This is a genomic window from Escherichia marmotae (assembly GCF_002900365.1).
GTDB lineage: Bacteria > Pseudomonadota > Gammaproteobacteria > Enterobacterales > Enterobacteriaceae > Escherichia > Escherichia marmotae.
In genome coordinates, this window is sequence record NZ_CP025979.1 from 2,257,950 (window position 1) to 2,284,165 (window position 26,216).

Below are 26,216 nucleotides of genomic sequence, written 5' to 3' on the forward strand. Positions count from 1 at the left end.
TTAGAATTTAGCGCCCGGCGGCCAGAAAAAATAAGAAATAACCCGCCACTGTCCATCTTTATAATGAAAAAAACATGTCAGATTTAAATCCCCCGGCAAATGCCAAAACATTTCTTTGATGGGGATATTTCTGAATTCAGGATTTGTTGAGCGATAGGTATTTTCAATTTCTATATAATATTCACCGACAAATTTATAACGAGGTTTTATAAATTCATACGCTGGCTGACCATAGTTATTTAATAGAACATTCTCTTCAACTCCATTATACACACCACTCGCATTCAGATAAGCATGCCCAGGAATATCAGACATGTTATTTTTCGCCCCACCCACTATCAAAAAAATAATCACAGCGTATATTAGTTTCATTTTTTTACGCTTTTCACAAAAAAATTAGAACCCAGAACCATTCTATTTAACCGCTCAATGACATTTCCCATATAACGAGAGCGCAGCTCCATACCAATATTCATTAACGCACTGGCATCCCCGGAAAATGGGGTAGTTGCTTTATCTGCATCATCACTATAGTATTCATCAGTAAGATATCCAATAATATGCCCAAGCTCGTGAGATAACCCTATTTGCTCATGGCAAACTTTTGATGAACCAAGACATTTAGCTGCAGCAACTATATCTTTAGAGTCAAGTTCCACGTATCGACTATTCCAGACAATGGAACTCTGACGAAAACTATTTGGATCATCATTATCAATTTTAAACACCACTACATCCCAATACCCATGACGATCAGTCTGAATTATTTCTATTGTGAAAGGTAAATCCTTACCATTAAACTTACTGACAAACTCAGACTTCCCAGAAACGGATAAAAAAATCTTATTATTCCATGTTTGATTAATGACAAAAATAACTTTCCCATGAAAGGTATTTTTCTCCATATCTGTCCAATCAGTTTTTGCATCCCATCTTTTTATCCAATTATATTTCCATCTCAGCAATAATGAGATTGCACCATTTTCACGGTCAATTCTTAAATCTCCCCAGGCATCATTGTCCCTGTTATATCGTTTATCCAGCATTAAGTCGTCATAAGCATCGTATGCCTGCTGAATAGCCTCATCATGAGAGTTACCCATGTTCACCTCCTTATATTGCTATATATCCAATAAACCTGAAGATGATTGCTTACCCACCAATGCAGACGGGACTAGGGGTAGCCTGAAGTCAACAAATAGCAATCAACTTGAAGTTCAGGGGTATATTTGTTTCCCATCTACACGTTTATCGTCATATTTTTGTATAGCTATTCTCAGCATTCGTGGGCACATTATTTTTTCTCCAACCGCAGCGCATCCACATACCGCCCCTCGCTGTTCTGCTGCCAGAACCAGCCTTGCCCCTGCTGCGCCTGCGCCAGCATTTTGTCCGGCCAGCCTGGCCACGGCAGGTGGCGCACACCAGGCAATTCCACTATCGGCGCGTCCGGTAGCCCGGTGAGTTCCCGGCTACGCTGCGGTACACGTCGCAAGCCGCGCAGCCACTGCGCCCAGCGCGGCCCCGGCCGCCACATCGCCCACAGTTGATCTGTCTGCTCTGCCAGCCGCCCGCAGCATTCTGTCTGTGGTGAGACATATACTGCCGCCAACTGCGCCAGCCAGTACAACCAGCCCTGCGTGTCATCCAGGCTCTCTTCCAGCCATTCCCGTCCGGCACGCTGATAAATCACCAGCGGCCACGGTCTGCCCGTACTGTCTCGCGATGCGGTCAATACTCCGGTCAGCCATTCATCACGCCCGCCAATGGGGAGAAACCCCGGCGATAGCACAAAACTCCACGGCAATGGGTGGTGCTCCGGCAGCGTCTTTTTCTCACGCGGTGACAGGTGCATCCAGCCGTTGTTTGCTCCAGCCTTCGCAGCATCCGTTCCTTCCGGCAGAACAATATGCCGCCCCTGTCCCAGCCACGTCTGCTGGTTCAGCCATGCCTGCCACACCTGCGCTTCGTTCGCACTCACCCGCCAGCGCACGTAGTCCCGCTGGTCCGGCAGTCTGCCGAACATCGCCGGAGCCGATACTGCCGTAGCCCGGCGCATCAAAGCGTCCTCTCCGGGCAGGCGAAGCGTTGCAGTAGCCCCCGGTTCACCGGGTCAAAATCCCGCCCAGCGGTAATCTCCAGCACCACCCGCCGCCCATCAAAACTGTACTCCACCTGCTGCGTTCCCCGTACCGCTGTCTCCTGCGCGTTACCCGCATCCAGCAGATGAAACAGCGCCCACGGCCCGTTAGTCAGTAGCGTCGAGGTGTCCTGGCGGATGCGCGGGCTGGCGGTGATTTCCGCCATTGAGCCATTACGCGGCCCGGGCCAGCTCACTTTCAGCGGCCTGACCGGGCCGTGAGCGTAACGCAGCACCTGCCCGTCAATGTCAATCACCAGTTCGGTGATGGCAGGGTCCATATCCACGACGCGGACCTGCATCGCCCAGGAGAACTTTTTCCCGCCTTCCCCGTTAAAAAAAACGCTACGGATCTGCTTTGCTTCCTGAAACGGTGTCAGATCCGGCCCGAGCAATGTCATGTTGCCTTCGGTCGGCTTGTAGCGCCACGGGTTACTGGCAGTGTCCGCCAGCGGGGCAAGTTGCTTCGTCCAGAAAGCATCCAGCACGCCGCCGCTGGCAAAGATACGGTTAAAATCATCCGCACTGACTTCCTGTGGGCTGTCGGCAAAGGGGTAGCGTCCGTCAATGGCATCACGGCACTCATCACCGATCACCGCCTCCATTTGCGCATTCAGCACTTCACCCGTTCCGGCGTTGATTTTGCGCGTCCCCTGCTGTGTTAAATCCAGCAGAATATTTTTCAGCGGTGCAGGCAGTTTTGCTGCCTCCAGTTGAAGTTTATCCGCCGCCGAAATGCGGCCCGGTAATGTGCTGGCCGCCAGCGCACTGTCGGCAATGGTGAGCTGGGTGTAATACTCATTGAGCATCGTCAGCAACGAATTAAGCTGTGGTGCGCTGCCCCCTTGTGCGCTGTCCGTACGCCCGGAAACCACTTCCCGCAATGCGGCAAAACGATCATCCACCAGTGTTTTCTCCAGACGTTCTTCCGGATGGATGTCCTGCAACAGCTTCGCCGTCTGTACCGCTTTCCCCGCATTACCGGAAAGCCGATCCTGCGCTCGCTGAGCCATCTGCTTTTGTCTGGCCTGCGCATCCAGCGGCGGCACCAGGGTGGTCTGATCTACCACGACTTTACTCAGCCGCATCAGCGGGGAATCAGGTGAGGCCAGAGTACGCAGCACCTGAAGGTCATACGCCAGTCCGGAGCTGCCGTCTTCCCCAGCGCTGTTGATGCTGTGAATGCTTGCCAGAAAATCCTGCCAGCGGCGGGCATATTCAGCGAGGTACAGGCGACGGACTTCACGGGTAATCGGGAGTTCCTGTCCCGGTAACTGGCTCATTACAATCTCAGTCGTTTTTTTTTGCGCACTTTCGCGCCCCATCACCCAGGCGTCATCCGCTGATGCGGCGGCGACAAACTCCGACAGCCGTTTGTCGAACAGTTCCCGGTAGCCTTCGCGGGTGAAGATGCCAGGCACGCCACGATCTAATGGCGCACCATCCGTGCGGACAAAAACCGTTCCCGCATCCGCGCCCACAGCACGAACCAGCGAAAACTCCTGCGGCGCTTCGCTCTCCATAGAAGCCAGTGCACGAGTATAGATACGCTCGGTGCTGGTATGACCGTCAAGAAAGGCTCGCGCCAGGCGGATCAGCCCCTCATCTTTTTCGTATGGCGAATGCACCACGCGACTGCCGTCAAACAGAGCATCGATATGTTCCAGCACGGCTGCGCGACCGCCGAAATCCGCCACGCTGTCGCGGTTGTTCAGATCGTTCAACACCCAGGCGTGGATCTCCGCGGCGTTGTATTTGTCCTCGTGGTCTTTATCGAGGTTCAGCAGCAGATAAACATGCAGAGCGTCATAGGCAGCTTTACTGTCCTGACGGGCAATCGCATCCGAAAGTACGTATTCCATGCGCTTCACCAACGGCGGTAGCAGTAACTGGTCAAGCAGGCGGTCATACAGGGATGCCACGCTCTCCATCACCGGAGGGACGCTGTAAAGACCATAACGCCAGGCCAGCGGCGGTGAGTCCGGATCCAACCCCGGCCAGGCAGAGAGCGCCCGCGCCTGGTTCAGTAATGCGGGAACCGGCTGCATGGCGGGTTTTCCGGTATAGGCTTTGACGTCATCATCCAGTTGGGTCGTCCGGTTGGTGATTTCATGCAGATAATCGCTGTTACCCTGCTGGCTGCCCTGCATTCCCTGCCACAACCAGAAAGCCAGCGCCAGTACCAGCAGATGCCCACCGGTACGCAGCAGGCGGTAACGCCAGGCCCACTGAAGGTTCGGCTCCACCATGTGCGCTTCACGGAAGATAAATTTAGTCAGCAGGTCATGGAGAAAATAGCTTCGGTTGCCATCCGGCAGAGTATGGGACGGAGACTCCTCGTTCCCTTTTATTGCCCGGACAAAACGCTGCCAGATGCCCGTCTGGTTTGCTACGGCGTCTGCCTGCGCCTGTGCGGCACTGGTGAAAAATACCCCGCGCAGGGTGTTGTTAAGCTGGGTGGCATCGAATTTTGAATCGAGGAAAATCTGTTCAATGGCTTCCAGCAATGGCGTGCCCAGCGCGGCAAATTCACGCGGGAAGCGGTAGAGCCGTTGGCGGCTTTTAAGGTCGTACTCTTCCTGCAACCGACTATCCATCCCCTGATCCAGCCGCAGCGTCAGATTTGCCAGTTCCTGACCACAGAGCGCATGCAGTGACTGCGAATCACTGGCGTGACGCCTGCAGCTGTATGGCAGAGTAAAGCCCCAGACCTGAGCACGCAGGTGACTGGTCAATCCACGGAAATACTCCGTAAAGCCGGGTAGCAGATCCATTTTGGTGACAACCAGATAAACCGGGAAACGAATGCCCAGTGTCTCCCGCAGTTCCGCCAGCCGCGCACGCAGGGCTGCACAGGCAGCCAGCCGTTCAGCCGGGGATTGTGCGGTCAAATCTGCCACATTCAGCGTCAAAATTACGCCGTTCAGCGGCGCGCCGGGACGGTGTTTACGCAGTAGCCCCAGAAATCCCTGCCATTCCCCGGCGTTGCGCTGGGTTGCACTGATTTCACCGCCATCATCGTGGCGGGCATAGCGCCCGGCGGTGTCAATGAGCACAGCCTCATTAGTAAACCACCAGTCGCAGTGCAGCGTGCCGCCGCCCGGCACGGTGAGGATATGCGCGGTCTGCTCCATCTGTTCCGCCAGCGGAAACTGTAGCCCGGTGTTAAGCAGCGCGGTGGTTTTACCATCACCGGGGCTGCCGATAACCATGAACCACGGCAGTTCGTACAGAAAGCGTTTCCCTTCCAGGACCTTACGCCAACCAGGTAGATCCACACGCAGTTGTTTCAGTTGTCGGATGGCGCGGTTGAAAATATGGCTGACGGTGCGCAGATCGGCCTTAATTTCCCCTGCCACCGGTACGTCTTCCCCGCGCGGATGCAAGAAACGGCGCAGCAGTTGTTCATCCAGACGCAACGCCCGCCAAAGCCGGTACAGGCCATACAGCGCATAGCTCAGCAGGATCATGCCGATTAGCGTCAGACGCAGCCACAGCGGCGCAAACGGGCGAACGTCACCGAAGGCCAGCAACGGTGAGACAAAGCCGATAACCAGGCACAGAACCGTCACGCCAATGATGCTCATCGACCAATTCACCAGCCACAGCGCGAGGAACATTAGTAACAGAACGATAGTGACTACCCTACTCCCCACGGATGCAAGCGGATGCAGGGTATCAAACGCCACCAGCGGCCCGAGAAACCAGACCAGTAGCGCCAACGCCACCACGCAGACAACGACCAGCGCACGGCGGGAAAACAGCAGACTGAGAAATTTTTGCATTATTGTTCAGAACTCCATGCGATAATCAGTAATAGCAAAATGCCGCAAGCTGAAAAAATCCGTCCAATACGGGCTACTGAAAAAAAATAAAGAGCAATCTGAACAATTATCAAAATAAAATAAATCAACATTTTGATTATTTCTCTGTTCCCATTTCCCTGAGGCAACGCTGTTATTGAAGGATCTATATCCTGCATCTATTGATACTCATTCCCGGAAAAAAGCATAATGATGATCAGACCCATAATGAATAATAACCATCCTGATATTTGAATTATTCTTCTCACGAAGACTCCTAATGGGCGATGAGTAAACGAGAGAAATGCAACCAGTTGTTGACAATAAAATTGCCATAGCTGGTATCTTCCTTTATTTTCTCCAGGGTAAGCGACATACCCCGGTTATAACGGGCACCAATAATTCTTATCTGCTCTTCCGTCAGGTGTGGTAAGGAGGACTGAAATCCATCTCTTTCAGCTAATTGATAAAGATGTCTGGCCACAAGTTGAATATTAAAAATATCATGCTGGAGGCAATTTGCCAGTTCACGCAATTGAGAGGTATTCATTTTTGACTCATCAAGCCCAGGTGTTCTGGCTGTGGTTCGCAATTGCATACTCACTGCACCAAAAGATGTTTTTTCTGGTCTCGAAGTCATGGTGATATGTTCATCAATCCACTCAGGCCCACTCCAGTTAATAGTCCAAGCATCAAATGCCAGCATATCTACAATACTGGGCTCTCCCCCGACTTCTATCCAACACACACCAGCCAGTAAAGGCGCTGGCAAATTATATGTATTGGCAGCCGACGTTATCAGAAGGTGGTTATGTTTCACCCAGCGATCTTTGAAATAACGCCCATAAGGTACACCTTCGCCCCATTTTTTTGGGGCTAATTTCCAGAAAAGAAATTCGGTCACGCCCCATACCGGTGAATGATTCGATGCATTGCAGTCCAGATTCTTCATTTTTCTCACTCCACCACCAGAATTTCCACCCGGCGATTCTGCGCCCGTCCGGTTTTAGTGCTGTTATCGGCCACTGGTGCGGTATCCCCTTTCCCGACAACCCGGATCCGGCTGGCCGAAACGCCACCGGACGTCAGCAACGAAGCCACTTCTGCCACACGTTTTTCTGATAACACCTGATTCGACGGGAATTCAGCGGAGTGGATAGGCTGGCTGTCGGTGTGACCGGTCACCGTCACCGCACCGCCCACACGCGCAATCTCGCGCGCGGCCTTATCAATCACCGGGCGGAGCGCATCATTTACGGTTTTCTGCCCCGGTATAAACATCGTATCGCCTCGGAAGATCACACGGCTGTGATGGTCATCTTCCTCCACCGTCAGCAGGCCACGGGCAATTTCGTTCGCCAGCAGGATCTTCAGTCGCAGTTTGTGCACCGGAATCGGTGGCGGCGACAGGTGTTTACCGATGGCGTCGATATGCTGCTGTACGGTTAAGGTGGCGAGATTCATCCGGTGGCTGTAAAGGCCAAACAACGTCAGCATCACCAGCAGAGCTATTCCGGCACTCAGCCAGACCGGCACCCGGCGCATCCGGCGCATCCGTCCGCTGACAGCTCCGGTAAATCCCGGCGAGAGCGTCGGCGTGACCGGATCGCGGCGCTGGACCAGTTGGGTCAGCAGTTGCTGGCGAATATCGTCCAGTTGCTTACGTCCGTCGGGCCGTACGCTGTAGCGACCTTCAAAACCCAGCCCCAGAATGTGGTAAATAATTTCCAGCACATCGCTGTGCTCCTGGAAGCTGGAGGCCAAACGACCAATTATCTGAAATAGTTTGATGCCACCTTCACTTTCGCCATGAAAAGTGACCAGCAGACTCTTCCCAGCCCAGACACCGCGTCGTCCCCAGGTGGTGTTGTTGGCGGCTTCATCAAGCGACGTACACAGGCAGTAGCGCACCGCCAACACATGTTCGCGGCGCAGGTTTGCCTGGTCGCACAGCGTCTGATACCGACGAACTTCACGCTCCAGCAGGGCGCGGTAATGTTCGACAAAAGCAGGGGCAAGTTCACGGGGCATCTGCGCCAGTGCGCACAGCAGCGGACTTGCCGCCGCCAGCAGGGGATTAGCGGCAGCGGTGATTTCGGCCAGCCGGAGTTTCATATCCGGGCCGTCTTCAACCACCACCTTTATATCTTCCCTGCGAAGGCTGTCCTGTATTGCGATATCATAACCTTCATTATCAGGTGGTTTTGTCCCCCCCACTGATGGCTGGAATGGCTGGGTATTCATCGCAGGATGCGTCAGAATATCGTCGGTCATTTATCGCGAACTCCCCACAGCTCCAGCCCTGGAAATTCTCCGGCGGTATGCATTGCCATGCCGCCATAGCGGGCGATATGTTCCCACAGCACGCCGTCGCGACGGATGTCGTAATAGATATAACCGGACTGGAACGGAATCTGACGCGGCGGCACCGGCAGCACCTGTAAAGCAAGGCCCGGCAGGTGCGAACGAATCAGCTCCGGCAGGCGTTCGGACGGCCCTATTTTGGTCTGAGCCGAAAAATGTTGCAGCAAGGTTTCGGCGGACATCTGCGCCTTCACCGCCAATACTAACGAGCTGAAATCTGACAGTTCGGTAGGTTCAATCACCGCATTGAGAATACCGTAAGTTCCCTCCTCCAGAGTGATTCGCTGCGCCCCGCGGATCAGCACAGCATTTAGCAGATACTGCACCTCATCTACCACCGATTTCAGCCCGGCATAGGGCGTCAGGTGCTTATATTCTTTATATTTTTCCGGACGGCGTGTTTGCGGACGCACGTAGGTAGAGAGTTCTCCGGCCAGTGCGCAAAGATTACGATAGAGCACTTCAGGCGACAGCGGCGTTTTCGACATATGGATCAGTAAGGGGCCAAAACGATTGAGAATTTGCAATAGCAGGTAATCCGACACTTCCGCCGCCTCATGGCCGTGTTTATCACTGCCCGTCAATCGCTCAGCCAGAGAATTTGCCCGCATTTTGATCAGATCGTTGATCCACGACAACCATGTACATATCAGTGAACTTGCCTGATAGTTCACCACCGGCGGGATCAAATCTTCGTCAATATCAACCCGCCCCTCTGGATGCAATGCTGTGATACGTGTCAGCGGCAGGCCGATCCACGCATCCGTCACCGCCTTTTCCGGCAACAGACGGAGGCGCAGGTGGCTGAGTTGCAACAGTTGTGCGCCGCGCCCCAATGAGTTTGCATCACGGATTTCATTTTCATGAACCGAAAAGCGTGCCAGCGATTCTGGATTATTGCCAAAACTGGTTTCTTCGCTGTTCGGTGTGCGTATTGGCACCGCCAAATAAATCAATTGGTTAAGGTGCTCTGGCAGGATGGTAAGAGGCGGCGGTAGTGGTGTGTGTCCCGGCGCATTAAACGGTGTTCCGTCGGCAAACACCCCAAAAGCCTTCGTGAGTACCAGCTTTCCGATGTTCAGTGCTTCACTGTCAATGCCGTATTCACTGAAGCCCCAGAAAAAGGGGGAAAGAGGCAAACTGCGGTAATGAATGACATGTTCCAGATAGCGTTCCTGCTGCTGAAACATCTGTGGCAGCAAAAATTGCCCTTCACTCCAGACTACCCGGTTATTCCAACTCATAATTTACTCATCCCGTTCTTTAATCACTATGGCGCTTTGCTCTATACCGGCATCCAGTTCGACTTTTTTCTTTGGCATAAAGCGGCTGTACCAGCTTTTTTCCGGGGGATCAGGAATTTTATACGTGACTCGCCATACCGATTTTCCCAGATTGCGATAGCCAGCAAGGATCCCCAGTGCCGTGGTTTCTTTATTGAGAGAGCGACGCAGCTTTTTCTCCTCGCCCGGACGTAGGATAAAGCTGTCGCGGTGCAGTAAATCATCGGTAAGAACAGTTTTGTCATTGTCCTGAAGAGACCACCAGTCCGCCGCCGTGAAAGCTGCATCATTTTTCAGTTCATAAACGCGTATCTCTATGGGCGCGGCTTTCTTCTGATTGTCTGGGTTCACCTTATCGGAAGCCTTCATCACCAGATCAAGTCGCTGTGACATCAGGTCCGGCACGGTGTCGCTGTCAATGCTGCACCCGGGCAAAAGGCAGATAAAAAACAACGCTACCGCCCATAACCGCCAACCGGGGTCACGCCATTTATTCACTGTAATTTCCTTTAAAATCAAATAATAAATAACGGCCAGGCTATATACCTGGCCGGAAAAAAATTGCTTAAATTTCTTTGTTAGCTTTGAAATCGTAACCTGCCGTGATAGTGCCGCCGCTGCCGCCCTGCTGGTTCTGCACCACGTATTCCTGTTTCACGGTGCTGAAAGAGAGTTCGACTCTTTCGCGGGAGGCGATCTCGCCCTCCTTGCTACCACTGGGGGAAACCACAGCCACAATCAGGTCAGTAAAAGTGTACTTGAGGTATTCCAGCGGATTGCCGCCTGCTTTACGCATGACAAGGATGGACTTCGGAATGTGCTTGCCGGAGGAGCAGTATTTGAACAGGTTCGGGCTGGCGCGATCGATATAATGTTCAAACTCCAGGTTAGTCACGGAGACTTTACCGGATCCCAAGCCGCTGCCCGCGTGCATGGTGGATTCCTGGTGGATATTCCAGCGCCAGCTCAGCACCTCAATTTCATTTTTATGTTTGTCATCCATTGACTCGCCGTCAATGCCGTCAATTTTCAAAAAAATGTCATAAGCCATTTTTATTTCCTTATTAAGAATTACTTAAAAATAATCTCTGATTTATCTGCATAGCTGAATGCAGATAAACCATTGCCGTACAGAACCCCCTCTCCTTTATTTCAGAAGAACAGAAGGCTGTATAATTTCCGGTAATGAGATACCAGTATTTAATTAATTTACATGTTGAATGTATTACGTCTATTTACATATCACAGATATCAATGACTCTCCTTGTTCCCGCTGACGCTGTAAAGAAGATGCCTGGCACTGTGTTGCAGATGCTGGTACTGGTTGTGATAACCAAACCTGTCCGTGGTTATAAATACAAGAAACCCAGTAACGCTCACTATCCTGATTAGTGGTCATTGTGGTATCCCATATTTGCCTGGTTTCACCCTTTATTTTCTCTGTCTCTGGTTTTAGATCTATCCGATTTTCAGGTTTTCCCTGCGACATTCCTACGCCGTCCAGCCACAGACGGGGTTCATAGCGGGAAGATCCCTGCCAGAATGCAGGTACATCCGACTCCAGTACTGTCGTTGAGGATTTTATATTGATAAACTCGGGGCAACTGACTTCCCACGCTGCAACAAATTGTGAATAAAACAACATATAACCCAATAACAGAGAAAAAATAAAACGGGTCCCCATTGAATCTATCCTCTACTCAATAACATAAAAAGCTTCAGCGTTATTACTGGCATCATGATATGTCCCATCACTGCGCATCCCACCTTTTCTGGAGATTTTGCGCGCAGATACATTCGAGGCTTTGCCTGTCCACTGATCCATAACATAAATATACGAATCATCCTGTTCGAGATAGAAAGCAGCATGTTTATGAGCATTGTCCCCCGATGGATATTTCCCATTCACAAAAGTCGCAATTGCTGTTCCTCTGGGAATCGATTTGTCTCCGAAAACCTTCCGACCCTGCTTCCACGTTCCGGTATGCCCCACATGTGCATATACCTGAACCAAGAACACACATTCCTTTCTGTCTCCTGCCCCCGCCATTCCCACCATTTCAGTGCCCTGCAATGAATCTACCAGTCCATAAACATATGCCATATATCCCCCCTGAGTATTACCCGACATCATTCATTCAAATATTCATAAAAATCAGGCGGTTCCCTGTTTTACTGACGGCAGTTTTGTCACCAGACGCAGCGATCCTGTTAATCCTTCAAGCTGAAAATGCGGGCGCAGGAAGAATTTGGCATCGTAATAACCCGGATTCCCCTCCACTTCTTCCACCACTACCTCAGCAGCAGCCAACGGACGGCGGGCTTTGATTTCCTGCGAGGAGTTCACCGGATCGGCATCAACGTAGTTCATGATCCATTCATTGAGCCAGCGCTGCATATCTTCACGCTCTTTGAACGAGCCAATCTTGTCGCGCACGATACATTTGAGGAAGTGCGCAAACCGCGAGCAGGCGAATAGATACGGCAGGCGTGCGGAGAGATTGGCGTTGGCCGTGGCGTCCGGATCGTAATATTCCTGTGGTTTTTGCAACGACTGTGCGCCAATGAAGGCGGCGTAATCAGAGTTTTTGCGGTGGATCAGCGGGATAAAACCATTTTTCGCCAGTTCAGCTTCCCGACGGTCAGAGATGGCAATTTCCGTCGGACATTTCATGTCCACACCACCATCGTCGGTAGGGAATGTATGACAGGGTAGGTTTTCCACCGCACCACCAGACTCCACACCACGGTTCAACGTACACCAACCGTAATGTTTGAAAGAACGGTTGATATTTACGCCCATTGCATAGGCAGCATTGCTCCAGACATATTTGCTGTGGTCTGCACCATCTGCATCTTCTTCAAAATCAAACTCATCGACAGGGTTTGTTTTCGCACCATAAGGCAAACGGGAGAGAAAACGTGGCATCGTCAGGCCAATGTAACGAGAATCCTCACTTTTTCGCAGCGAATTCCACGGAGCATATTCGAGGTTTTGGGTCACAATTTTGGTCAGATCACGCGGGTTAGCCAGTTCCTGCCAGGAGTCCATCTGCAACACTGACGGAGAGGCCCCGGCAATAAACGGCGCATGGGCTGAGGCAGCCACTTTGGCAATGGAGCCGAGCAGATCCACATCCGGCGGGGTGTGATCAAAATAATAATCCGCAATGATACAACCGTAGGGTTCTCCGCCTAACTGCCCATATTCAGCTTCATACAGCTTTTTGAACATGGGGCTTTGATCCCAGGCGATCCCTTTGTAACGCTTCATATTTTTCCGCAATTCATCCTTTGAAAGGTTCATAAAGCGGATTTTTAATTTTTCATCGGTTTCGGTGTTGTAAACCAAATGTTCCATCCCACGCCAGGAAGACTCCAGTTTCTGAAAATCCGGATGACTCAGGATTAGCTTGATCTGTTCCGTTAATTTGAAATCGATCTGCTCAATAATCGTAGCAATACTTTTGTAAGCATCGTCACTGACGGTGACTGTATTTGTCAGAGCCTGTTGGGCCAGCGTCTGAACTGCAGCCTCAACAGCCTTTGCAGCCTGAGGTGTCTTGGGACGGAAGGCTTTATCCAGCAGTGAATCAAATTCAGTGTCCTGATAGGCTGTGCTTTGCTCAGCAGTGAGATCGCCTGTCGCCAGAAGAGTATCGTTTACCATGAAAGTTCCTTAATAAAATCGCAGTTAGTCTGTTGTTCCCGTTTCACCTGATAAGACACTTTCCTGTTGAGTGACAGGTTTTGGTGCACTGGCCAGAGCGTTCAGTAACGTCGGGTCTTGTAAGAGTTTATTGATCAGATTTTCTGCTCCTGCTTTACCATCCATATAGGTTTGTAGGTTGGCAAGCTGAGTACGTGCTTCCAGCAGTTGGTTCAGGGCGTCCACCTTGCGGGCAATCTGCGCAGGTGAAAAATCATCCATATTCTCCAGCGTAATATCGACCATTAACTGCCCTTCGCCCGTCAGCGTATTGGGGACAGCAAACGCCACGCGCGGCGCAATAGCCTTCATTCGCTCGTTGAAATTGTCGATGTCAATATCAAGGAATTTACGATCGGTTACTGTGGGCAACTCTTCACGTGGCTTACCGGCCAGATCGGCCAGCACCGCCATGACAAACGGCAGTTCGATTTTTTTTTCGGAGCCATAAATCTCAACGTCATACTCAATCTGCACGCGGGGCGCACGGTTGCGGGCAATAAACTTCTGCGCGCTGTTGTTGATAGCCATAATCCTTCATTTCCTTATCAGTCAGCCGCCGACCGCCAGGAGAGCGGTTCAACGGTACAGTTTAAAAATGCACAGCAAACAGTTGGTTCATACGGATAAATCATGCTTCATGAACCGTTTCAAAAATAATCTGTTCATCCTCATCAACACGAATGCGGATTTGCGTGATGGCTGTTTTCTCTGTCATCGCCTGCAACCAATAACGGGACAGTTGTGGGAGGAGATGTTGTTCGATATAGCCGATAAGCAAACGAGCGCCGGTTTCGTGCATCGGGCAATGTGCCACTATGTGCGTAATTAATTCATCGCCATAGACGAGTGAAACGCCATGCTGCTCTGCCATCCGATCCATCAGCCTGTCAAGATGCAGGCGGGCAATAACGCCACGCGCCGTCTCATCCAGCGGCAGATAGGGGATAACCGTCACCCGTCCTAGGAAAGCAGCCGGGAAGTGTTTGCGTAACTCCGGCATTAAGGCTTCTTTTAATCCTGACAAATCAGGCAGTAGCGCCGGATCCTCACACATCTGGCTGATAAGGTCCGCTCCTGCGTTAGTGGTCAACAACAGCGTGGTATTTTTGAAATCGATGTGGACACCTTCGCCATCCTCCATCGCGCCTTTATCAAATACCTGGTAGAACAACTCATGGACGTCATGATGGGCTTTTTCAATTTCGTCGAGCAGCACCACGCTCCAGGGATGACGACGTACAGCTTCCGTCAACACGCCGCCTTCGCCATAGCCCACGTAGCCGGGCGGCGCACCTTTCAGCGTGGAGACGGTATGGGACTCCTGAAACTCACTCATATTGATGGTGATCAGGTTCTGTTCGCCGCCGTAAATAGCTTCCGCCAGCGCCAGCGCGGTTTCGGTCTTACCCACACCGGACGGCCCAGCCAGCAGAAAGACACCCACTGGTTTACGCGGGTCACCTAAACCCGCCCGCGCGGTCTGGATACGCTCACCAATCTGCACCAGCGCATCCATCTGCCCGGTAACACGCTGCGCCAGACGGATGGGGAGTTCGAGGATCTGGCTGGCTTCATCTTTCACCATGCGCCCGGCGGGAATGCCTGTCCAGTCGGAGACAATCGCTGCCACCACCGCCGCGTTAACTTCCGGGAACACAATGGGGTTTTCACCCTGCCAGACTCGTAATGCAGTTTCCGACTGTTGTAACGTGGTTTCATCACGCTCATCGGGCTCTGCGGCACGCTGTTCCTGTAAGGTATGAACCAACTCCAGTTCCTGCTGCCAGCGCGCTTCGGTGTCAGAAAGATCTACATTCAGTGAGGCGATCCGTATCGTCAGTATGTCGCCCCGCTCTGCGCGGATACCCATTTTTTCCTGCTTTAATAACAACTCCTGCTCCAGTTCGGCGGCATTGAGCTGCTGACGCAGATACTGGACTTTCGCTGGTGGGGTATGCAGCGACAGCGCTACACGGGCCGCCGCCGTATCCAGCAAGCTGATAGCCTTGTCCGGTAGCTGCCGGGCCGGAATGTAACGGTGAGAAAGCTGTACGGCGGCGCGCACAGCCTCATCAAGGATCAGGACGTCATGGTGTTTTTCCAGCGTGGTGACTAACCCGCGTACCATCTCAACAGCAGCAACCTCTTCCGGCTCTGCCACCTGCAACACCTGAAAACGCCGGGTCAGCGCCGGATCTTTTTCGATATGGCGTTTGTACTCACTCCAGGTGGTTGCGCCGATGGTGCGCAGGGTGCCACGCGCCAGCGCCGGTTTCAGCAGATTGGCAGCGTCGCCCGTACCGGATGTACCACCAGCGCCCACCAGGGTGTGAACTTCATCGACAAACAGAATAACCGGCTGCGGCGAACGCGCAGCCTCTTCCAACAGCGCCTTCAGGCGGGATTCAAATTCGCCCTTCATGGACGCCCCGGCCAGCAGCGCCCCGACATCCAGCGACAGCAGACGCACGTTTCGCAGTGAAGGCGGCACTTCGCCCCGGGCAATCGCCAGCGCAAATCCTTCCACCACAGCCGTTTTCCCGACGCCCGCCTCGCCGGTCAGCAGCGGATTGTTCTGCCGACGACGCAGCAGAATATCCGTCATGGTACGAATTTCGTGTTCGCGGCCGGTGACCGGATCAATATTGCCTTCACGCGCCAGTGTAGTCATGTCCTGACAGTATTTCGCCAGCGCAGATTTACTTCCGCTTGATTCGCTGGCAAATACCTGGCTAGCTTCCCCCGGTACTGCAGAATTCAAACCCGAGCCGTCATATGGCATTTCTGTTATTTCAGAAGATGATGTGATTAAAGACGGAAGGATATCTAATAGTTCATCTACCGGTAGCCCAGCTAAAGGCGCACAGATATTTTTTAACACCCGATGCAATTCTGGCGTGGTTAACCAGGCAAGTAATAACCAACCACTACGAATTTTTTGATCACCAAAACGGATACTTGCCAACATCCAGGCTTTTTCGACAGATAGATCGATATGATGGGAAAAATCGTTAATTACACTCGCCCCGGCAGGCAATATCTCCAGTTGTCGAATTAACGCATTCTCTACATCAGCAGATGTTATTTGATAGTGTCGAAGCACATTGTGAATGTCATTCTCTGGTTGTTGTATGAGTTGATGCAACCAATGTGTCAGTTCGACATAAGGATTAGCACGTAATTTACAGAACGTTGTCGCGGATTCCAAAGATCTAAATAAAGATTTGGTCAGCTTTCCATATAGTGCACTGCGTGAAACAGGAGTGTCCATCTGTTACACCTGATGATGTAAAATCATATAAATGATACATAAGCATAACTGTATCGATTAAAATTCCTAATTAATAGAATCATCAAAAACCCAGAATGAAACAATGATGCATATCACAGAACACAATGTAATATAGCAGTTAGTATCTTTTTTATGGTGATATTCAATATGGCAATTTAATTTCATATATATTATGAATATATTACACTAAAAATCACCACTATATATTTCCGCGAAGACTAATATTGATAAAGCAAATTGGTCAGTATTGCTTATCTAAAAATTTTAATTAATTATTCTGTTGAAAAAAACACTCTACACAGTGATATGCAATGAAACAAAATATTACCTGGGGACTACAAAAAATACAGGCGCATGGGATCTCCGATAACACAATTTATGCGACTGCAGGAACCCAAATTATCTTCACCGTTACCACTCCCTGGATCCCTGTTTTTGAGGCAAATGATGATGTAAAGATTGCCCTCAGTCTGACCCGCCACGAAGAGGCATGGTGGATAATTAATCAGTCTGATGAATATTGTTGCACGGTAAATGATCAGATTGTCGAGCCGCATCACCGTATGCGCCTGAACGAAGGAGACTTGATTGAATGGGGATTATCTTCATGGTGTCTTGTGCGCGGTAACCTACCATCCACGGCTTTACACGTGGAAAAGACGACAGCGCAGATTACCGCTTCGCCAAAAACAATGATTGAGTATCTCGATCTCGACTGGTTTCGACAACAGCAAACACAACCGCAAAACCCGTTCGATATCATTCCGATCCACGGCGCAGTCACCACAGAAGTTGCCCCAGAAACAGATAACCCACTCCCCCTTCTTTATCAAGAATACCGCCAAGCGTTGTCGTCCCCCGAACAGGATATTCATCACCATGTTGATCCTTTTCCCCTGTACGAAGAGGCAGTCACACAGGATCTGACCTCCTTATGCAGCCTGACCTCTGAAACTGATACATTGCAGGATATAGTCACTGGTGGGCTAAGTATTGACGCGATTCTCGATGTGCTGGATACCACCGGCGAAGAAGAAACCACCTGGCCTGTCGAAACGATTCTCCCCGATATCCTGCATCTGCTTTCCCCGGAATATGCACAGGAAACGATACATAACGCCATTCTACCCGACCTGACACAACGTGAGCACCGCATCATCGGCATTGACAGTCATTACCGGGTCACCCCGGTACAACACGGAGATATTTATCATGACAAATAATAACGTGCTACCGGCGATGTTGTCGGCGCTGTTGCGGGATTATTCTGTAGCGGAAGGAATTCAGATAGCGGAGCAACAGGTAAAGAAGCAGCCGACGTTGGCTTCACATCGGCACAATCTGTTTCAGTTATTGTGCGTGACAGGCTGTTGGTCGCGGGCGCTACAACAAATTCAGCTTTGCGCCCGAATAGACGCTAATTATACCCGAGAGGCTCAGATATTTGGGGAGCTGATCCGCTGTGAGATATACCGCCACACCTGCTTTCAGGGGGAACAGCGTCCCGGTTTTATTCTCTCCCCGCCCGCGTGGATGGAGAATTTGCTGGCCGCCCTCACCGGTAACACCCGTGGTGAAGCGCAGGAAGCTGATGTCCACCGCAACCGCGCACTTGAGGCCATCACAGACACTACCGGGCAGTGGAATGGCGATAAATTTGACTGGATTAGTGACAGTGATTCCCGTACCGGCCCGGTACTCGAACTGATCGCGGGCGGTGTATATATCTGGCTGCCATTTTCACAAATTCGTTCGCTGAAATCGCCACGGCCCGTGCATCTGACCGATTTGCTCTGGAAACCCGTCAACATCACCCTGCATAACGGTGACACGCACAGCGCCTGGCTGTTTTCCCGCTACAGCGGTTCTGAAAGAGCTTCTGACACCTTACGCCTTTGCCGGGAAACCGTCTGGCAGGACGGGCCAGGAGATACCCTGGTTACGGCACTGGGACAAAAAATGTGGCTCACCAGTCACGGCGATATCAGCCTGCTGGATATGACCGCCTGTACCTTTAATGCGCCCGAAGGTAGTGACGCATGAGCGACTTTCGCCTGCGCCATAGCAACCACCTGATGCCTACATTGTTTGATCGACTGTGTGACGATGCTCCACAGCAGAAGCGCGACCACGATATCAGCGTCAGTCCGGTACAGCTCAGGGAGATCATCCGTAGGGATTTGTCATTTTTGCTCAACACGGTCAGTCATGAAGATAATATTGATGCCGCGCGTTACCCGCAGGCTGCGGCTTCCGTACTGAACTACGGTCTGCCGCCGCTGGCTGGCAGCTTTCTGTATGAACACAAATGGGACGATATCCGCAGGGCCATTTTACGTACCATCATTCGGTTTGAACCCCGCCTGAAAGCATCCACTCTGCAAATCATCCCGCTCCAGGATGAGCGCCGCCAGAGCGGTCATAACACATTACAGTTTGAAATTCGCGGCGAAATCCTCACGCAGCCGTACCCTACAGCATTTCGGGTACGCAGCGTGCTGGATATGGAACAGAGCCACATTACATTTTTTTAATACAGAAGGTGACCGATGGATCCACGGCTACTGGAATACTACAACCGCGAACTGAGCTATCTGCGGGAAACGGGAGCCGAATTTGCCGCCCGTCATCCTAAAGTCGCCGCCCGGCTGGGTATGCATGGAACGGATATTGCCGATCCGTATGTAGAAAGGATGGTCGAGGCCTTCAGCTTCCTGACCGCCCGCACGCAGCTTAAAATTGATGCTGAATTCCCCCGATTCACCCAGCGTCTGTTGGAGGTCGTCAGCCCTAATTACGTTACCCCCACGCCCTCAATGAGTGTGGCGCAACTCCATCCCGACCCGGAAGAAGGTGATCTGGCAAAGGGGTTCACCGTACCGCGCAGCACTGCCTTTTTTTCCGCCATCCCGGAAGGTGAAAGCACCGCCTGTCAGTTTCGCAGCAGCCAGGATGTGACACTGTGGCCACTTGCCATCGAAGAAGCACGTCTGACCGCCGCACCGCCAGATATGCCCGCCCTGCACCGCTACCTGCCTGCTAACATTCACGTTGCTGGCGCGCTGCGTATTACCTTGCGCACCTTCGGTGAACTGACTTTCAGCCAGCTTGCCGGGCTGGACAGGCTGCCGCTTTATCTCTGCGGCGAGGAACGCACGGCCTCACACCTGTTCGAACTGCTGCATACCAGCGCTATCGCCACACTGGTTGGCGTTCCGGGCCATTTTGACGGCATGTTGGATGTGAACCTGAAACAGCCCGTCATGTATGAGGGTCTGGAGCCGGATCAGGGACTACTGCCGCTGGCGTGGAACGTATTCCACGGCCATAACCTGTTGCATGAATATTTCGCCTGCCCGGAGCGATTTTATTTTTTCACACCAACGGGACTGTCTGCCGGGCTACAGAAAATTCACGGCGGCGTGGCGGAAATCGTCATTTTGCTGAACCGCCTGCCGCCGGACTGGCTTAGCCACCAGACGGATGCCCCACAGCTCAGTCTATTCTGTACCCCGGTTGTCAACCTGTTCCCCCGAGTCACCGCCCGGATCGACGTCACGCACAGCACGACGGAGCAGCATCTGGTAGTAGACAGAACCCATCCACTGGATTATGAGGTGTTCTCGGTTCAGGAAGTGGAAGGGCTGGAAACTGACACCACACGGAAGATAGCCTTTCGCCCGCTCTACCACACGCGCAATAACGATGAAGGCAACCACGGGCGTTATTTTTCCCTGCGCCGGGAACCGCGCCGCTTATCAGAAAACGCCCGCCGTTACGGCACCCGAACCCCCTATACGGGTTCGGAAGTGTTCCTGTCACTGGTTGATCAGTATGAAGCGCCGTACCCGGAAAATCTGCGCCATATCACCATCACGGCCATGATAACCAACCGCGATCTCCCCTGTCTTATTACACGCAATGGCCGGAACGACCTGACCGTGGATGCGGCAATCCCGGTGGCGGGCGTCGGGCTTATCCGTCCACCGCGACCGCCGCAGCCCCCGCTGGCTGAACGTGAAATGGCCTGGCGGTTGATCCGCCAGTTATCTTTTAATTATCTGCCACTGGCCGATCTGGATCACCGCACCGGCGGCCAGGCGTTGCGCGATCTGCTGAGCCTGTTTATTCCGGCGCATGACAGTCCGCTGTCGCGTCAGGTGCGTAGTCTGGTTGGCTGCAAAACGACACCGGTCACACGTCGTCTGCCAGGTTCCGGTTTGCTGGTCTATGGTCGAGGCGTCAGTTGTGAACTGACCGTGGATGAAGAAGGCTTCTCGGGTATCAGTCCATATCTGTTCGGTCTGGTGCTGGAGCATTATATCGCCCGTCATGTTTCCATTAACACCTTCTCGCAAATGACGCTACACAGCATGCAGCGCGGCAGAATTATGACCTGGCCGGTCAGGGCTGGACAGCGGGGAAGCATATGAGCGGCAATTTCACGCAGGCGCAGGAAACTCCCTGGCGTTACGGTTTTCTGAACCTGATGCGTCGCGTTGATGTGCAGTTGTGCACCATCCCGGCTGGCGGCACATGGCAACCGAGGATGGAAAAATTTCGCCTGGGACAAACACCTGCGCTGACCTTTGCACCAAGGGAAATCGCCAGTGTGAGCTGGCAGGAAGGACGACTGAACATCAGCCTTTACAGCCTCGGGCTGTGGGGGCCGAACGGCCCGCTACCGCTGCACTACACAGAACTGGCACATAACCGGACCGAAAGCCGCCGCGATCCGACACTAACTCGTTTTTCCGATCTTTTTCATCACCGCTGGCTGACGCAATTTTACCAGGCATGGCGCAGCGCTCAGTCCGCCGGGGGCGGTCTGGATAATCCGCAACATGACCGCTTTGCCTTTTATATCGCCAGTCTCAGCGGACAGGATTTGCGGGAATGCGCCGACAGCCCGTTGCCGGATCACGTTCGCCTTGCGGCATCGGCTCATCTGGTGCGTGAATCCCGCAATCCGGACGGACTGGCAGCCACGCTGGCGCACTATTTCGGCGTGCCATTCCGGGTACAGGAGTACGTTTTGCACTGGATAGCCGTAGCAAATGACGAGATCACCCGACTGGGCATTCCTGCCCCCTCTTCCGTTATTGGCAACGGCGCACTCATAGGACAGGCCGTACCGGACATGCAGTATAAGTTTCGGCTGGTCATTGGTTCGCTGACACTAGAGGATTACCAACGTTTTCTGCCTGGCGGCAATAATTTGCCGGTGCTGACGGAACTGGTTCGCGCCTTCACCGGTTTTGAATACTGCTGGGAAATTGAGCTACAGCTTAAACCACACACTGCACCTCCGGTTGTTACAGGCGGCCCATACCAGCTTGGCTGGACTGCCTGGGCTGGAAAGGCCATGCATGATAACCCGGTGACGGGCATGATTTTCGAACCTGAACACTATCTGGCGTACTGAGGATAATTTAATGGAAACATCTCTGGCTGACCCTGTTTCGGCTGAATGCCCATGTGGCCCGGATCTGGAGTACGATCCTGAATACCTACTGCTGTTCACCCGCGCAACGCCGCGTGAAGAAGCGCAATACGGCGATTTTGTCAGTACGCCGGAAACCATTAACTGGGCGGAGCTTGAGCGGGATGCCCGCCGCCTGCTGACGCGCAGTAAAGATATCCGTATTCTGGTTGTCCTGCTGCGCTGCCGTATCCAGCAGGCCGGTGCCAGAGGGCTGGCGGAGGCATTTACCTTACTGGAAATGCTGTGCGCCACGTACCCGGACACCATCCATCCACAACTGCTCGCGACTGAAGATATCACCGCCGAAGATGCTACAGTAGCACGCAGTAACGCGCTGTCGGCGCTGCTGGACCACGAAGGAGTAATGGCGGATATTCGTGGCATTATGCTGTCAAACAATGCTGCTATGCGCCTTCAGGTACGGGATGTGGAGCGTTCGCTGTCTGCATCACGCCCGACGGATGCGCTGGCACCAGAATCAGTACGCCAGCAACTGGCCGACCTGGAAGCTCAAGGCGCACTGCCGCTGGATGCCTTTCGCCAGGCCTCGGAAACCACAGAGCGCCTGCAATGTCATGCGCGTGCAACGCTGAATGATCATGCCCCGGACTTTTCGCGTCTTACACAATTGCTGGCCCTATTGCCAGGAGCGGTGCAGAGCACCACGCCGGAGATCCCGCCGCAACCGCAGGCTGAACAGCCGGAGAACGCCGCCATCGATCATACTGAACAGATACAGGCAGAGCACGTTGTGCCACCGGTACATACTGCGGTGGGAATATCTCCGCTGCCCGGCGCAGAACCCCGGCAGATCCGTGACCGGAACGACGCGCTGGAACGTTTACGAGTTATACGTCGATGGTTTGAGCACAGCGAACCGAGCAGCCCGACTATTCCCTTGCTGCGCCAGGCGGAACGGCTGATTGGAAAACGCTTCTCGGAGGTAATAAATGAAATTCCAGCAGAACTGCTGGAGAAATGGGATGCGCTGGAATAACAGAAATGGACGGAATGTATAACGGCTGGCCATTATATTATGTGGCCATTTTTTAAATCATATCCGTTTTAATTCTGGGGCAACAAATTCCCTCAGCGTCCAAAACGACGAAAGCCCGAATCATTACTGATTCGGGCTTTCTGAATACTGGCGGAACGGACGGGACTCGAACCCGCGCCCCCCTGCGTGACAGGCAGGTATTCTAACCGACTGAACTACCGCTCCGCGTTGTGTTCCGTTGGGAACGAGGCGAATATTACGGACTGCCTCGTTCTTCGTCAACGGTTTTTCTCATCTTTTGAATCGTTTGCTGCAAAAATCGCCCAACGTGCTATTTTTAGCGCCTTCAACGGATAATTATGCCCGCCAGAGGCAGCTTCCGCCCTTCTTCTGCACCAGATCAAGACGGGCTTCATGCGCTGCAAGCTCTTCATCTGTCGCAAAAACAACGCGTAACTTACTTGCCTGGCGCACAATACGCTGAATTGTCGCTTCGCCTTGTTGCTGCTGTGTCTCTCCTTCCATCGCAAAAGCCATCGACGTTTGACCACCGGTCATCGCCAGATAAACTTCCGCCAGGATCTGAGCATCGAGTAATGCCCCGTGCAGCGTACGCTTACTGTTATCTATTTCATAGCGAGCGCATAACGCATCGAGGCTGTTGCGCTTGCCAGGAAACATTTTCCTCGCTACCGCAAGGCTATCGGTTACCTTACAGAAGGTATTGGTCTTTGGAATATCGCGCTTGAGCAGCGAAAACTCGTAGTCCATAAAGCCGATATCGAACGCTGCGTTATGGATCACCAGCTCCGCGCCGCGGATATAGTCCATAAACTCATCAGCTACGTCGGCAAACGTGGGCTTATCAAGCAAAAATTCATCGGCAATACCGTGTACGCCAAAGGCTTCCGGGTCTACCAGCCGATCGGGCTTCAGATAAACGTGGAAGTTATTGCCCGTCAGACGACGGTTCACCACTTCAACGGCACCAATCTCAATAATCTTGTGGCCTTCATAGTGCGCGCCAATCTGGTTCATACCGGTGGTTTCGGTATCGAGAACGATCTGGCGTGTAATTGCAGTGCTCATAGCGGTCATTTATGTCAGACTTGTCTTTTTACAGTTCGATTCAATTACAGGAAGTCTACCAGAGATGCTTAAACAGGTAGAAATTTTCACCGATGGTTCATGTCTGGGTAATCCCGGGCCGGGTGGTTATGGCGCTATTTTACGCTATCGCGGACGCGAAAAAACCTTTAGCGCAGGCTACACCCGCACCACCAACAACCGTATGGAGTTGATGGCTGCTATTGTCGCGCTGGAAGCGTTAAAAGAACATTGCGAAGTCATTTTGAGTACCGACAGCCAGTATGTCCGCCAGGGGATCACCCAGTGGATCCATAACTGGAAAAAACGGGGCTGGAAAACCGCAGACAAAAAACCGGTAAAAAATGTCGATCTCTGGCAACGTCTCGATGCCGCGTTGGGTCAGCATCAAATCAAATGGGAATGGGTTAAAGGCCATGCCGGGCATCCGGAAAACGAACGTTGCGATGAACTGGCTCGCACAGCAGCGATGAATCCCACGCTGGAAGATACGGGCTATCAAGCCGAAGTTTAAGCCTGCGGCTTACGAAATTGCCGGGTGGCACCAACCGCCTGGCGAATTCGCGGTTTGTTTTTGCTCTGTTTCATCGGGTTGAGCGTTAGAGGAATAGTCCGTTTCCGGGCAACAATAAGTTGTAAGCAACCAAGCGCAGGAATATGCGTGCTCAATAGTTTTCCACCATATTTGTTCCACGGGAGAACATGGAAACGGCTGGCATGCACTACTTCAAAATTCAACAAAGAAAGCCAGTCCAGTTGCCGCATCAGGGTAAACATCCGTCTATTATAGGGCGATGTTTTTCGCAATACCGGCACAAGTTTACGTAATCCCATTAAACTGATGGGATTGAAGCCAGTAATAACCAGCCAACCATCATCAATCAATACCCTATCGGCTTCGCGTAATAAACGATGCGGGTCAGTGCACCACGGCAACGTATGCGCCAGTAGACAAACATCGACGGATTTATCGGCAAAAGGAAGATGAAGCGGATCCACCTGCACTTGTACGGGCGTTCCTTGTGCAGAAACATTCACTTGATGAGAAACCGCGCACGCTTCGCAATTGATTTCTGCGCTTAAATTGCCAATCTTAAGCAGATGAAAACCATACATTTTAGCGAACCATGGGTTGAGCTGACGCTCCAGCGCCTTGCGATAAAGCTCTCCCCAGGGCAAATCGCCCCAGCAATCAGGAGCCACGACAGTTTGAGGGTTCCTTGCCGGTTTCATCACAACCTTCCGTTTCGCACTGAGAGGTAATCTATGAATCTTAACAGTATTTCCGCCTTTGATGACAATTACATCTGGGTTTTGTCTGATGAAGCAGGTCGTTGCCTGATTGTCGATCCGGGAGAGGCAGAACCTGTATTAAAGGCGATTTCAGATAACAACTGGCAACCAGTAGCGATTTTCCTCACTCACCATCACCACGATCACGTTGGCGGTGTAAAAGAACTGGTAGAAAAGTATCCGCAAATTGTGGTGTATGGACCCGAAGAGACACAAGATAAGGGAACAACGCAGGTAGTCAAAGATGGCGATACTGCCTTCGTTTTAGGGCATGAATTTAGTGTAATTGCTACACCAGGTCACACTTTAGGACATATCTGTTACTTCAGTAATCCTTATCTATTTTGCGGCGATACTTTGTTTTCTGGAGGATGCGGGAGGATATTTGAAGGTACTCCACCACAGATGTATCAATCACTTAAAAAACTAAGTGAACTTCCTGATGATACATTGGTGTGTTGTGCTCATGAATATACTTTATCAAATATGAAGTTTGCCTTGAGTATTCTTCCGCACGATTTGTCCATAAATGATTATTATCGTAAAGTTAAGGAGTTACGGGCAAAAAATCAAATAACACTCCCCGTAATTCTGAAAAATGAGCGACAAATTAATGTTTTTTTGAGAACAGAAGATATTGATTTAATTAATGTAATTAATAAAGAAACATTATTGCAACAACCTGAAGAGCGTTTTGCATGGTTAAGGTCAAAGAAAGATAGGTTCTGATAAAACTTTCT

The 26,216-nt window shown here is 51.8% G+C and carries 24 protein-coding genes and 1 tRNA gene; 8 read left to right on the forward strand and 17 right to left on the reverse strand.

All coding sequences use genetic code 11. From position 1 onward, the window contains the following. The 14 genes from C1192_RS11710 to tssH form a co-directional block, all read right to left on the reverse strand. Complete coding sequence (locus C1192_RS11710; RefSeq protein ID WP_038354621.1) at positions 1-372, reverse strand: hypothetical protein; 372 nt, start codon at positions 370-372, stop codon at positions 1-3. After that, the gene (locus C1192_RS11715; RefSeq protein ID WP_038354622.1) at positions 369-1,103 is read right to left on the reverse strand and encodes a hypothetical protein; all 735 of its coding nucleotides are present in this window, start codon (positions 1,101-1,103) and stop codon (positions 369-371) included. The genes C1192_RS11710 and C1192_RS11715 overlap by 4 nt, the downstream gene beginning before the upstream one ends. Before the next feature lie 191 nt (positions 1,104-1,294). Continuing rightward, positions 1,295-2,059, reverse strand: a complete 765-nt coding sequence (locus tag C1192_RS11720; protein WP_001250469.1) for a TagF domain-containing protein — start codon at positions 2,057-2,059, stop codon at positions 1,295-1,297. Beyond that, positions 2,059-5,925: a type VI secretion system membrane subunit TssM gene (gene tssM, locus C1192_RS11725; RefSeq protein WP_038354623.1), complete on the reverse strand. Its 3,867-nt coding sequence runs from the start codon at positions 5,923-5,925 to the stop codon at positions 2,059-2,061. Before tssM ends, C1192_RS11720 begins: the two co-directional genes overlap by 1 nt. A 295-nt stretch (positions 5,926-6,220) precedes the next feature. Next, the gene (locus C1192_RS11735) at positions 6,221-6,895 is read right to left on the reverse strand and encodes a hypothetical protein (RefSeq protein ID WP_038354624.1); all 675 of its coding nucleotides are present in this window, start codon (positions 6,893-6,895) and stop codon (positions 6,221-6,223) included. Between the two features lie 5 nt (positions 6,896-6,900). After that, complete coding sequence (tssL, locus tag C1192_RS11740) at positions 6,901-8,217, reverse strand: type VI secretion system protein TssL, long form (protein ID WP_038354625.1); 1,317 nt, start codon at positions 8,215-8,217, stop codon at positions 6,901-6,903. Further along, entirely contained in the window at positions 8,214-9,551 is a 1,338-nt protein-coding gene (gene tssK, locus C1192_RS11745; protein WP_016248317.1) for a type VI secretion system baseplate subunit TssK, read from the reverse strand. Before tssK ends, tssL begins: the two co-directional genes overlap by 4 nt. 3 nt (positions 9,552-9,554) lie before the next feature. Beyond that, positions 9,555-10,088: a type VI secretion system lipoprotein TssJ gene (gene tssJ / locus C1192_RS11750; RefSeq protein WP_001045927.1), complete on the reverse strand. Its 534-nt coding sequence runs from the start codon at positions 10,086-10,088 to the stop codon at positions 9,555-9,557. Between the two features lie 67 nt (positions 10,089-10,155). Continuing rightward, on the reverse strand, positions 10,156-10,641 hold the full coding sequence (locus tag C1192_RS11755; RefSeq protein WP_000312805.1) for an Hcp family type VI secretion system effector: 486 nt from the start codon (positions 10,639-10,641) through the stop codon (positions 10,156-10,158). A 180-nt stretch (positions 10,642-10,821) separates the two neighbouring features. Next, a complete protein-coding gene (locus C1192_RS11760; protein WP_038354626.1) occupies positions 10,822-11,274 on the reverse strand; it encodes an STY0301 family protein in 453 nt (150 codons plus the stop codon). 12 nt (positions 11,275-11,286) lie between these two features. Continuing rightward, entirely contained in the window at positions 11,287-11,694 is a 408-nt protein-coding gene (locus C1192_RS11765; protein WP_000332236.1) for a BPSL0067 family protein, read from the reverse strand. Positions 11,695-11,745: 51 nt separating this feature from the next. Beyond that, the gene (gene tssC, locus C1192_RS11770; protein WP_038354627.1) at positions 11,746-13,260 is read right to left on the reverse strand and encodes a type VI secretion system contractile sheath large subunit; all 1,515 of its coding nucleotides are present in this window, start codon (positions 13,258-13,260) and stop codon (positions 11,746-11,748) included. A gap of 24 nt (positions 13,261-13,284) precedes the next feature. Further along, positions 13,285-13,830, reverse strand: coding sequence for a type VI secretion system contractile sheath small subunit (gene tssB, locus C1192_RS11775; protein ID WP_000996822.1), 546 nt, complete (start codon positions 13,828-13,830; stop codon positions 13,285-13,287). 100 nt (positions 13,831-13,930) lie between these two features. Next, on the reverse strand, positions 13,931-16,573 hold the full coding sequence (gene tssH, locus C1192_RS11780) for a type VI secretion system ATPase TssH (protein ID WP_038354628.1): 2,643 nt from the start codon (positions 16,571-16,573) through the stop codon (positions 13,931-13,933). Between the two features lie 332 nt (positions 16,574-16,905). Between tssH and tagK the strand changes: the two genes are divergently transcribed. From tagK to C1192_RS11810, 6 genes are read left to right on the forward strand one after another with little or no spacing between them, the layout of a single operon-like run. Beyond that, the gene (gene tagK / locus C1192_RS11785) at positions 16,906-17,817 is read left to right on the forward strand and encodes a type VI secretion system-associated protein TagK (protein WP_000812393.1); all 912 of its coding nucleotides are present in this window, start codon (positions 16,906-16,908) and stop codon (positions 17,815-17,817) included. Beyond that, positions 17,807-18,637 (forward strand): type VI secretion system accessory protein TagJ, encoded by an 831-nt coding sequence (locus C1192_RS11790; RefSeq protein ID WP_038354629.1) that lies wholly within the window; start codon positions 17,807-17,809, stop codon positions 18,635-18,637. Before tagK ends, C1192_RS11790 begins: the two co-directional genes overlap by 11 nt. Further along, entirely contained in the window at positions 18,634-19,128 is a 495-nt protein-coding gene (gene tssE / locus C1192_RS11795) for a type VI secretion system baseplate subunit TssE (protein ID WP_001515754.1), read from the forward strand. Before C1192_RS11790 ends, tssE begins: the two co-directional genes overlap by 4 nt. A gap of 15 nt (positions 19,129-19,143) precedes the next feature. Continuing rightward, positions 19,144-21,027, forward strand: a complete 1,884-nt coding sequence (gene tssF / locus C1192_RS11800; protein ID WP_038354630.1) for a type VI secretion system baseplate subunit TssF — start codon at positions 19,144-19,146, stop codon at positions 21,025-21,027. Beyond that, on the forward strand, positions 21,024-22,019 hold the full coding sequence (gene tssG, locus C1192_RS11805; protein ID WP_038354631.1) for a type VI secretion system baseplate subunit TssG: 996 nt from the start codon (positions 21,024-21,026) through the stop codon (positions 22,017-22,019). Before tssF ends, tssG begins: the two co-directional genes overlap by 4 nt. 10 nt (positions 22,020-22,029) lie before the next feature. Further along, on the forward strand, positions 22,030-23,076 hold the full coding sequence (locus tag C1192_RS11810; RefSeq protein WP_000450215.1) for a type VI secretion system protein TssA: 1,047 nt from the start codon (positions 22,030-22,032) through the stop codon (positions 23,074-23,076). Positions 23,077-23,224: 148 nt separating this feature from the next. On the opposite strand, the gene C1192_RS11815 is transcribed toward C1192_RS11810, so the two are convergent. Together C1192_RS11815 and dnaQ are read right to left on the reverse strand one after the other, a co-directional pair. Next, a tRNA-Asp gene (locus C1192_RS11815) sits at positions 23,225-23,301 on the reverse strand. 132 nt (positions 23,302-23,433) lie between these two features. Beyond that, positions 23,434-24,165: a DNA polymerase III subunit epsilon gene (gene dnaQ, locus C1192_RS11820; RefSeq protein WP_010379295.1), complete on the reverse strand. Its 732-nt coding sequence runs from the start codon at positions 24,163-24,165 to the stop codon at positions 23,434-23,436. A 64-nt stretch (positions 24,166-24,229) separates the two neighbouring features. On the opposite strand from dnaQ, the gene rnhA reads away from it, so the two are divergent. Continuing rightward, positions 24,230-24,697, forward strand: a complete 468-nt coding sequence (gene rnhA / locus C1192_RS11825; RefSeq protein WP_038354632.1) for a ribonuclease HI — start codon at positions 24,230-24,232, stop codon at positions 24,695-24,697. Here rnhA and C1192_RS11830 read toward each other — a convergent pair. Beyond that, positions 24,694-25,416 carry a class I SAM-dependent methyltransferase gene (locus C1192_RS11830; protein WP_038354633.1) on the reverse strand — a complete coding sequence of 241 codons (723 nt, stop codon included), beginning with the start codon at positions 25,414-25,416 and terminating at the stop codon, positions 24,694-24,696. The two genes, rnhA and C1192_RS11830, sit on opposite strands and share 4 nt — an antisense overlap. A 33-nt stretch (positions 25,417-25,449) precedes the next feature. Here C1192_RS11830 and gloB point away from each other — a divergent pair, with 33 nt between their 5' ends. After that, complete coding sequence (gene gloB / locus C1192_RS11835; RefSeq protein WP_001515750.1) at positions 25,450-26,205, forward strand: hydroxyacylglutathione hydrolase; 756 nt, start codon at positions 25,450-25,452, stop codon at positions 26,203-26,205. The last annotated feature ends 11 nt before the right edge of the window (positions 26,206-26,216 follow it).

What these genes read in the sequence shown, in the direction of transcription:
- tssF (WP_038354630.1), top strand. Translation starts at nt 19,144, where the DNA reads ATGGATCCACGGCTACTGGAATACTACAACCGCGAACTGAGCTATCTG.
- tssB (WP_000996822.1), bottom strand. Translation starts at nt 13,830, where the DNA reads ATGGCTATCAACAACAGCGCGCAGAAGTTTATTGCCCGCAACCGTGCG.
- C1192_RS11810 (WP_000450215.1), top strand. Translation starts at nt 22,030, where the DNA reads ATGGAAACATCTCTGGCTGACCCTGTTTCGGCTGAATGCCCATGTGGC.
- C1192_RS11720 (WP_001250469.1), bottom strand. Translation starts at nt 2,059, where the DNA reads ATGCGCCGGGCTACGGCAGTATCGGCTCCGGCGATGTTCGGCAGACTG.
- C1192_RS11710 (WP_038354621.1), bottom strand. Translation starts at nt 372, where the DNA reads ATGAAACTAATATACGCTGTGATTATTTTTTTGATAGTGGGTGGGGCG.
- rnhA (WP_038354632.1), top strand. Translation starts at nt 24,230, where the DNA reads ATGCTTAAACAGGTAGAAATTTTCACCGATGGTTCATGTCTGGGTAAT.
- C1192_RS11790 (WP_038354629.1), top strand. Translation starts at nt 17,807, where the DNA reads ATGACAAATAATAACGTGCTACCGGCGATGTTGTCGGCGCTGTTGCGG.
- tssG (WP_038354631.1), top strand. Translation starts at nt 21,024, where the DNA reads ATGAGCGGCAATTTCACGCAGGCGCAGGAAACTCCCTGGCGTTACGGT.
- dnaQ (WP_010379295.1), bottom strand. Translation starts at nt 24,165, where the DNA reads ATGAGCACTGCAATTACACGCCAGATCGTTCTCGATACCGAAACCACC.
- gloB (WP_001515750.1), top strand. Translation starts at nt 25,450, where the DNA reads ATGAATCTTAACAGTATTTCCGCCTTTGATGACAATTACATCTGGGTT.
- tssH (WP_038354628.1), bottom strand. Translation starts at nt 16,573, where the DNA reads ATGGACACTCCTGTTTCACGCAGTGCACTATATGGAAAGCTGACCAAA.
- C1192_RS11735 (WP_038354624.1), bottom strand. Translation starts at nt 6,895, where the DNA reads ATGAAGAATCTGGACTGCAATGCATCGAATCATTCACCGGTATGGGGC.
- tssM (WP_038354623.1), bottom strand. Translation starts at nt 5,925, where the DNA reads ATGCAAAAATTTCTCAGTCTGCTGTTTTCCCGCCGTGCGCTGGTCGTT.
- C1192_RS11830 (WP_038354633.1), bottom strand. Translation starts at nt 25,416, where the DNA reads ATGAAACCGGCAAGGAACCCTCAAACTGTCGTGGCTCCTGATTGCTGG.
- C1192_RS11715 (WP_038354622.1), bottom strand. Translation starts at nt 1,103, where the DNA reads ATGGGTAACTCTCATGATGAGGCTATTCAGCAGGCATACGATGCTTAT.
- tssK (WP_016248317.1), bottom strand. Translation starts at nt 9,551, where the DNA reads ATGAGTTGGAATAACCGGGTAGTCTGGAGTGAAGGGCAATTTTTGCTG.
- C1192_RS11755 (WP_000312805.1), bottom strand. Translation starts at nt 10,641, where the DNA reads ATGGCTTATGACATTTTTTTGAAAATTGACGGCATTGACGGCGAGTCA.
- C1192_RS11760 (WP_038354626.1), bottom strand. Translation starts at nt 11,274, where the DNA reads ATGGGGACCCGTTTTATTTTTTCTCTGTTATTGGGTTATATGTTGTTT.
- C1192_RS11765 (WP_000332236.1), bottom strand. Translation starts at nt 11,694, where the DNA reads ATGGCATATGTTTATGGACTGGTAGATTCATTGCAGGGCACTGAAATG.
- tagK (WP_000812393.1), top strand. Translation starts at nt 16,906, where the DNA reads ATGAAACAAAATATTACCTGGGGACTACAAAAAATACAGGCGCATGGG.
- tssL (WP_038354625.1), bottom strand. Translation starts at nt 8,217, where the DNA reads ATGACCGACGATATTCTGACGCATCCTGCGATGAATACCCAGCCATTC.
- tssC (WP_038354627.1), bottom strand. Translation starts at nt 13,260, where the DNA reads ATGGTAAACGATACTCTTCTGGCGACAGGCGATCTCACTGCTGAGCAA.
- tssE (WP_001515754.1), top strand. Translation starts at nt 18,634, where the DNA reads ATGAGCGACTTTCGCCTGCGCCATAGCAACCACCTGATGCCTACATTG.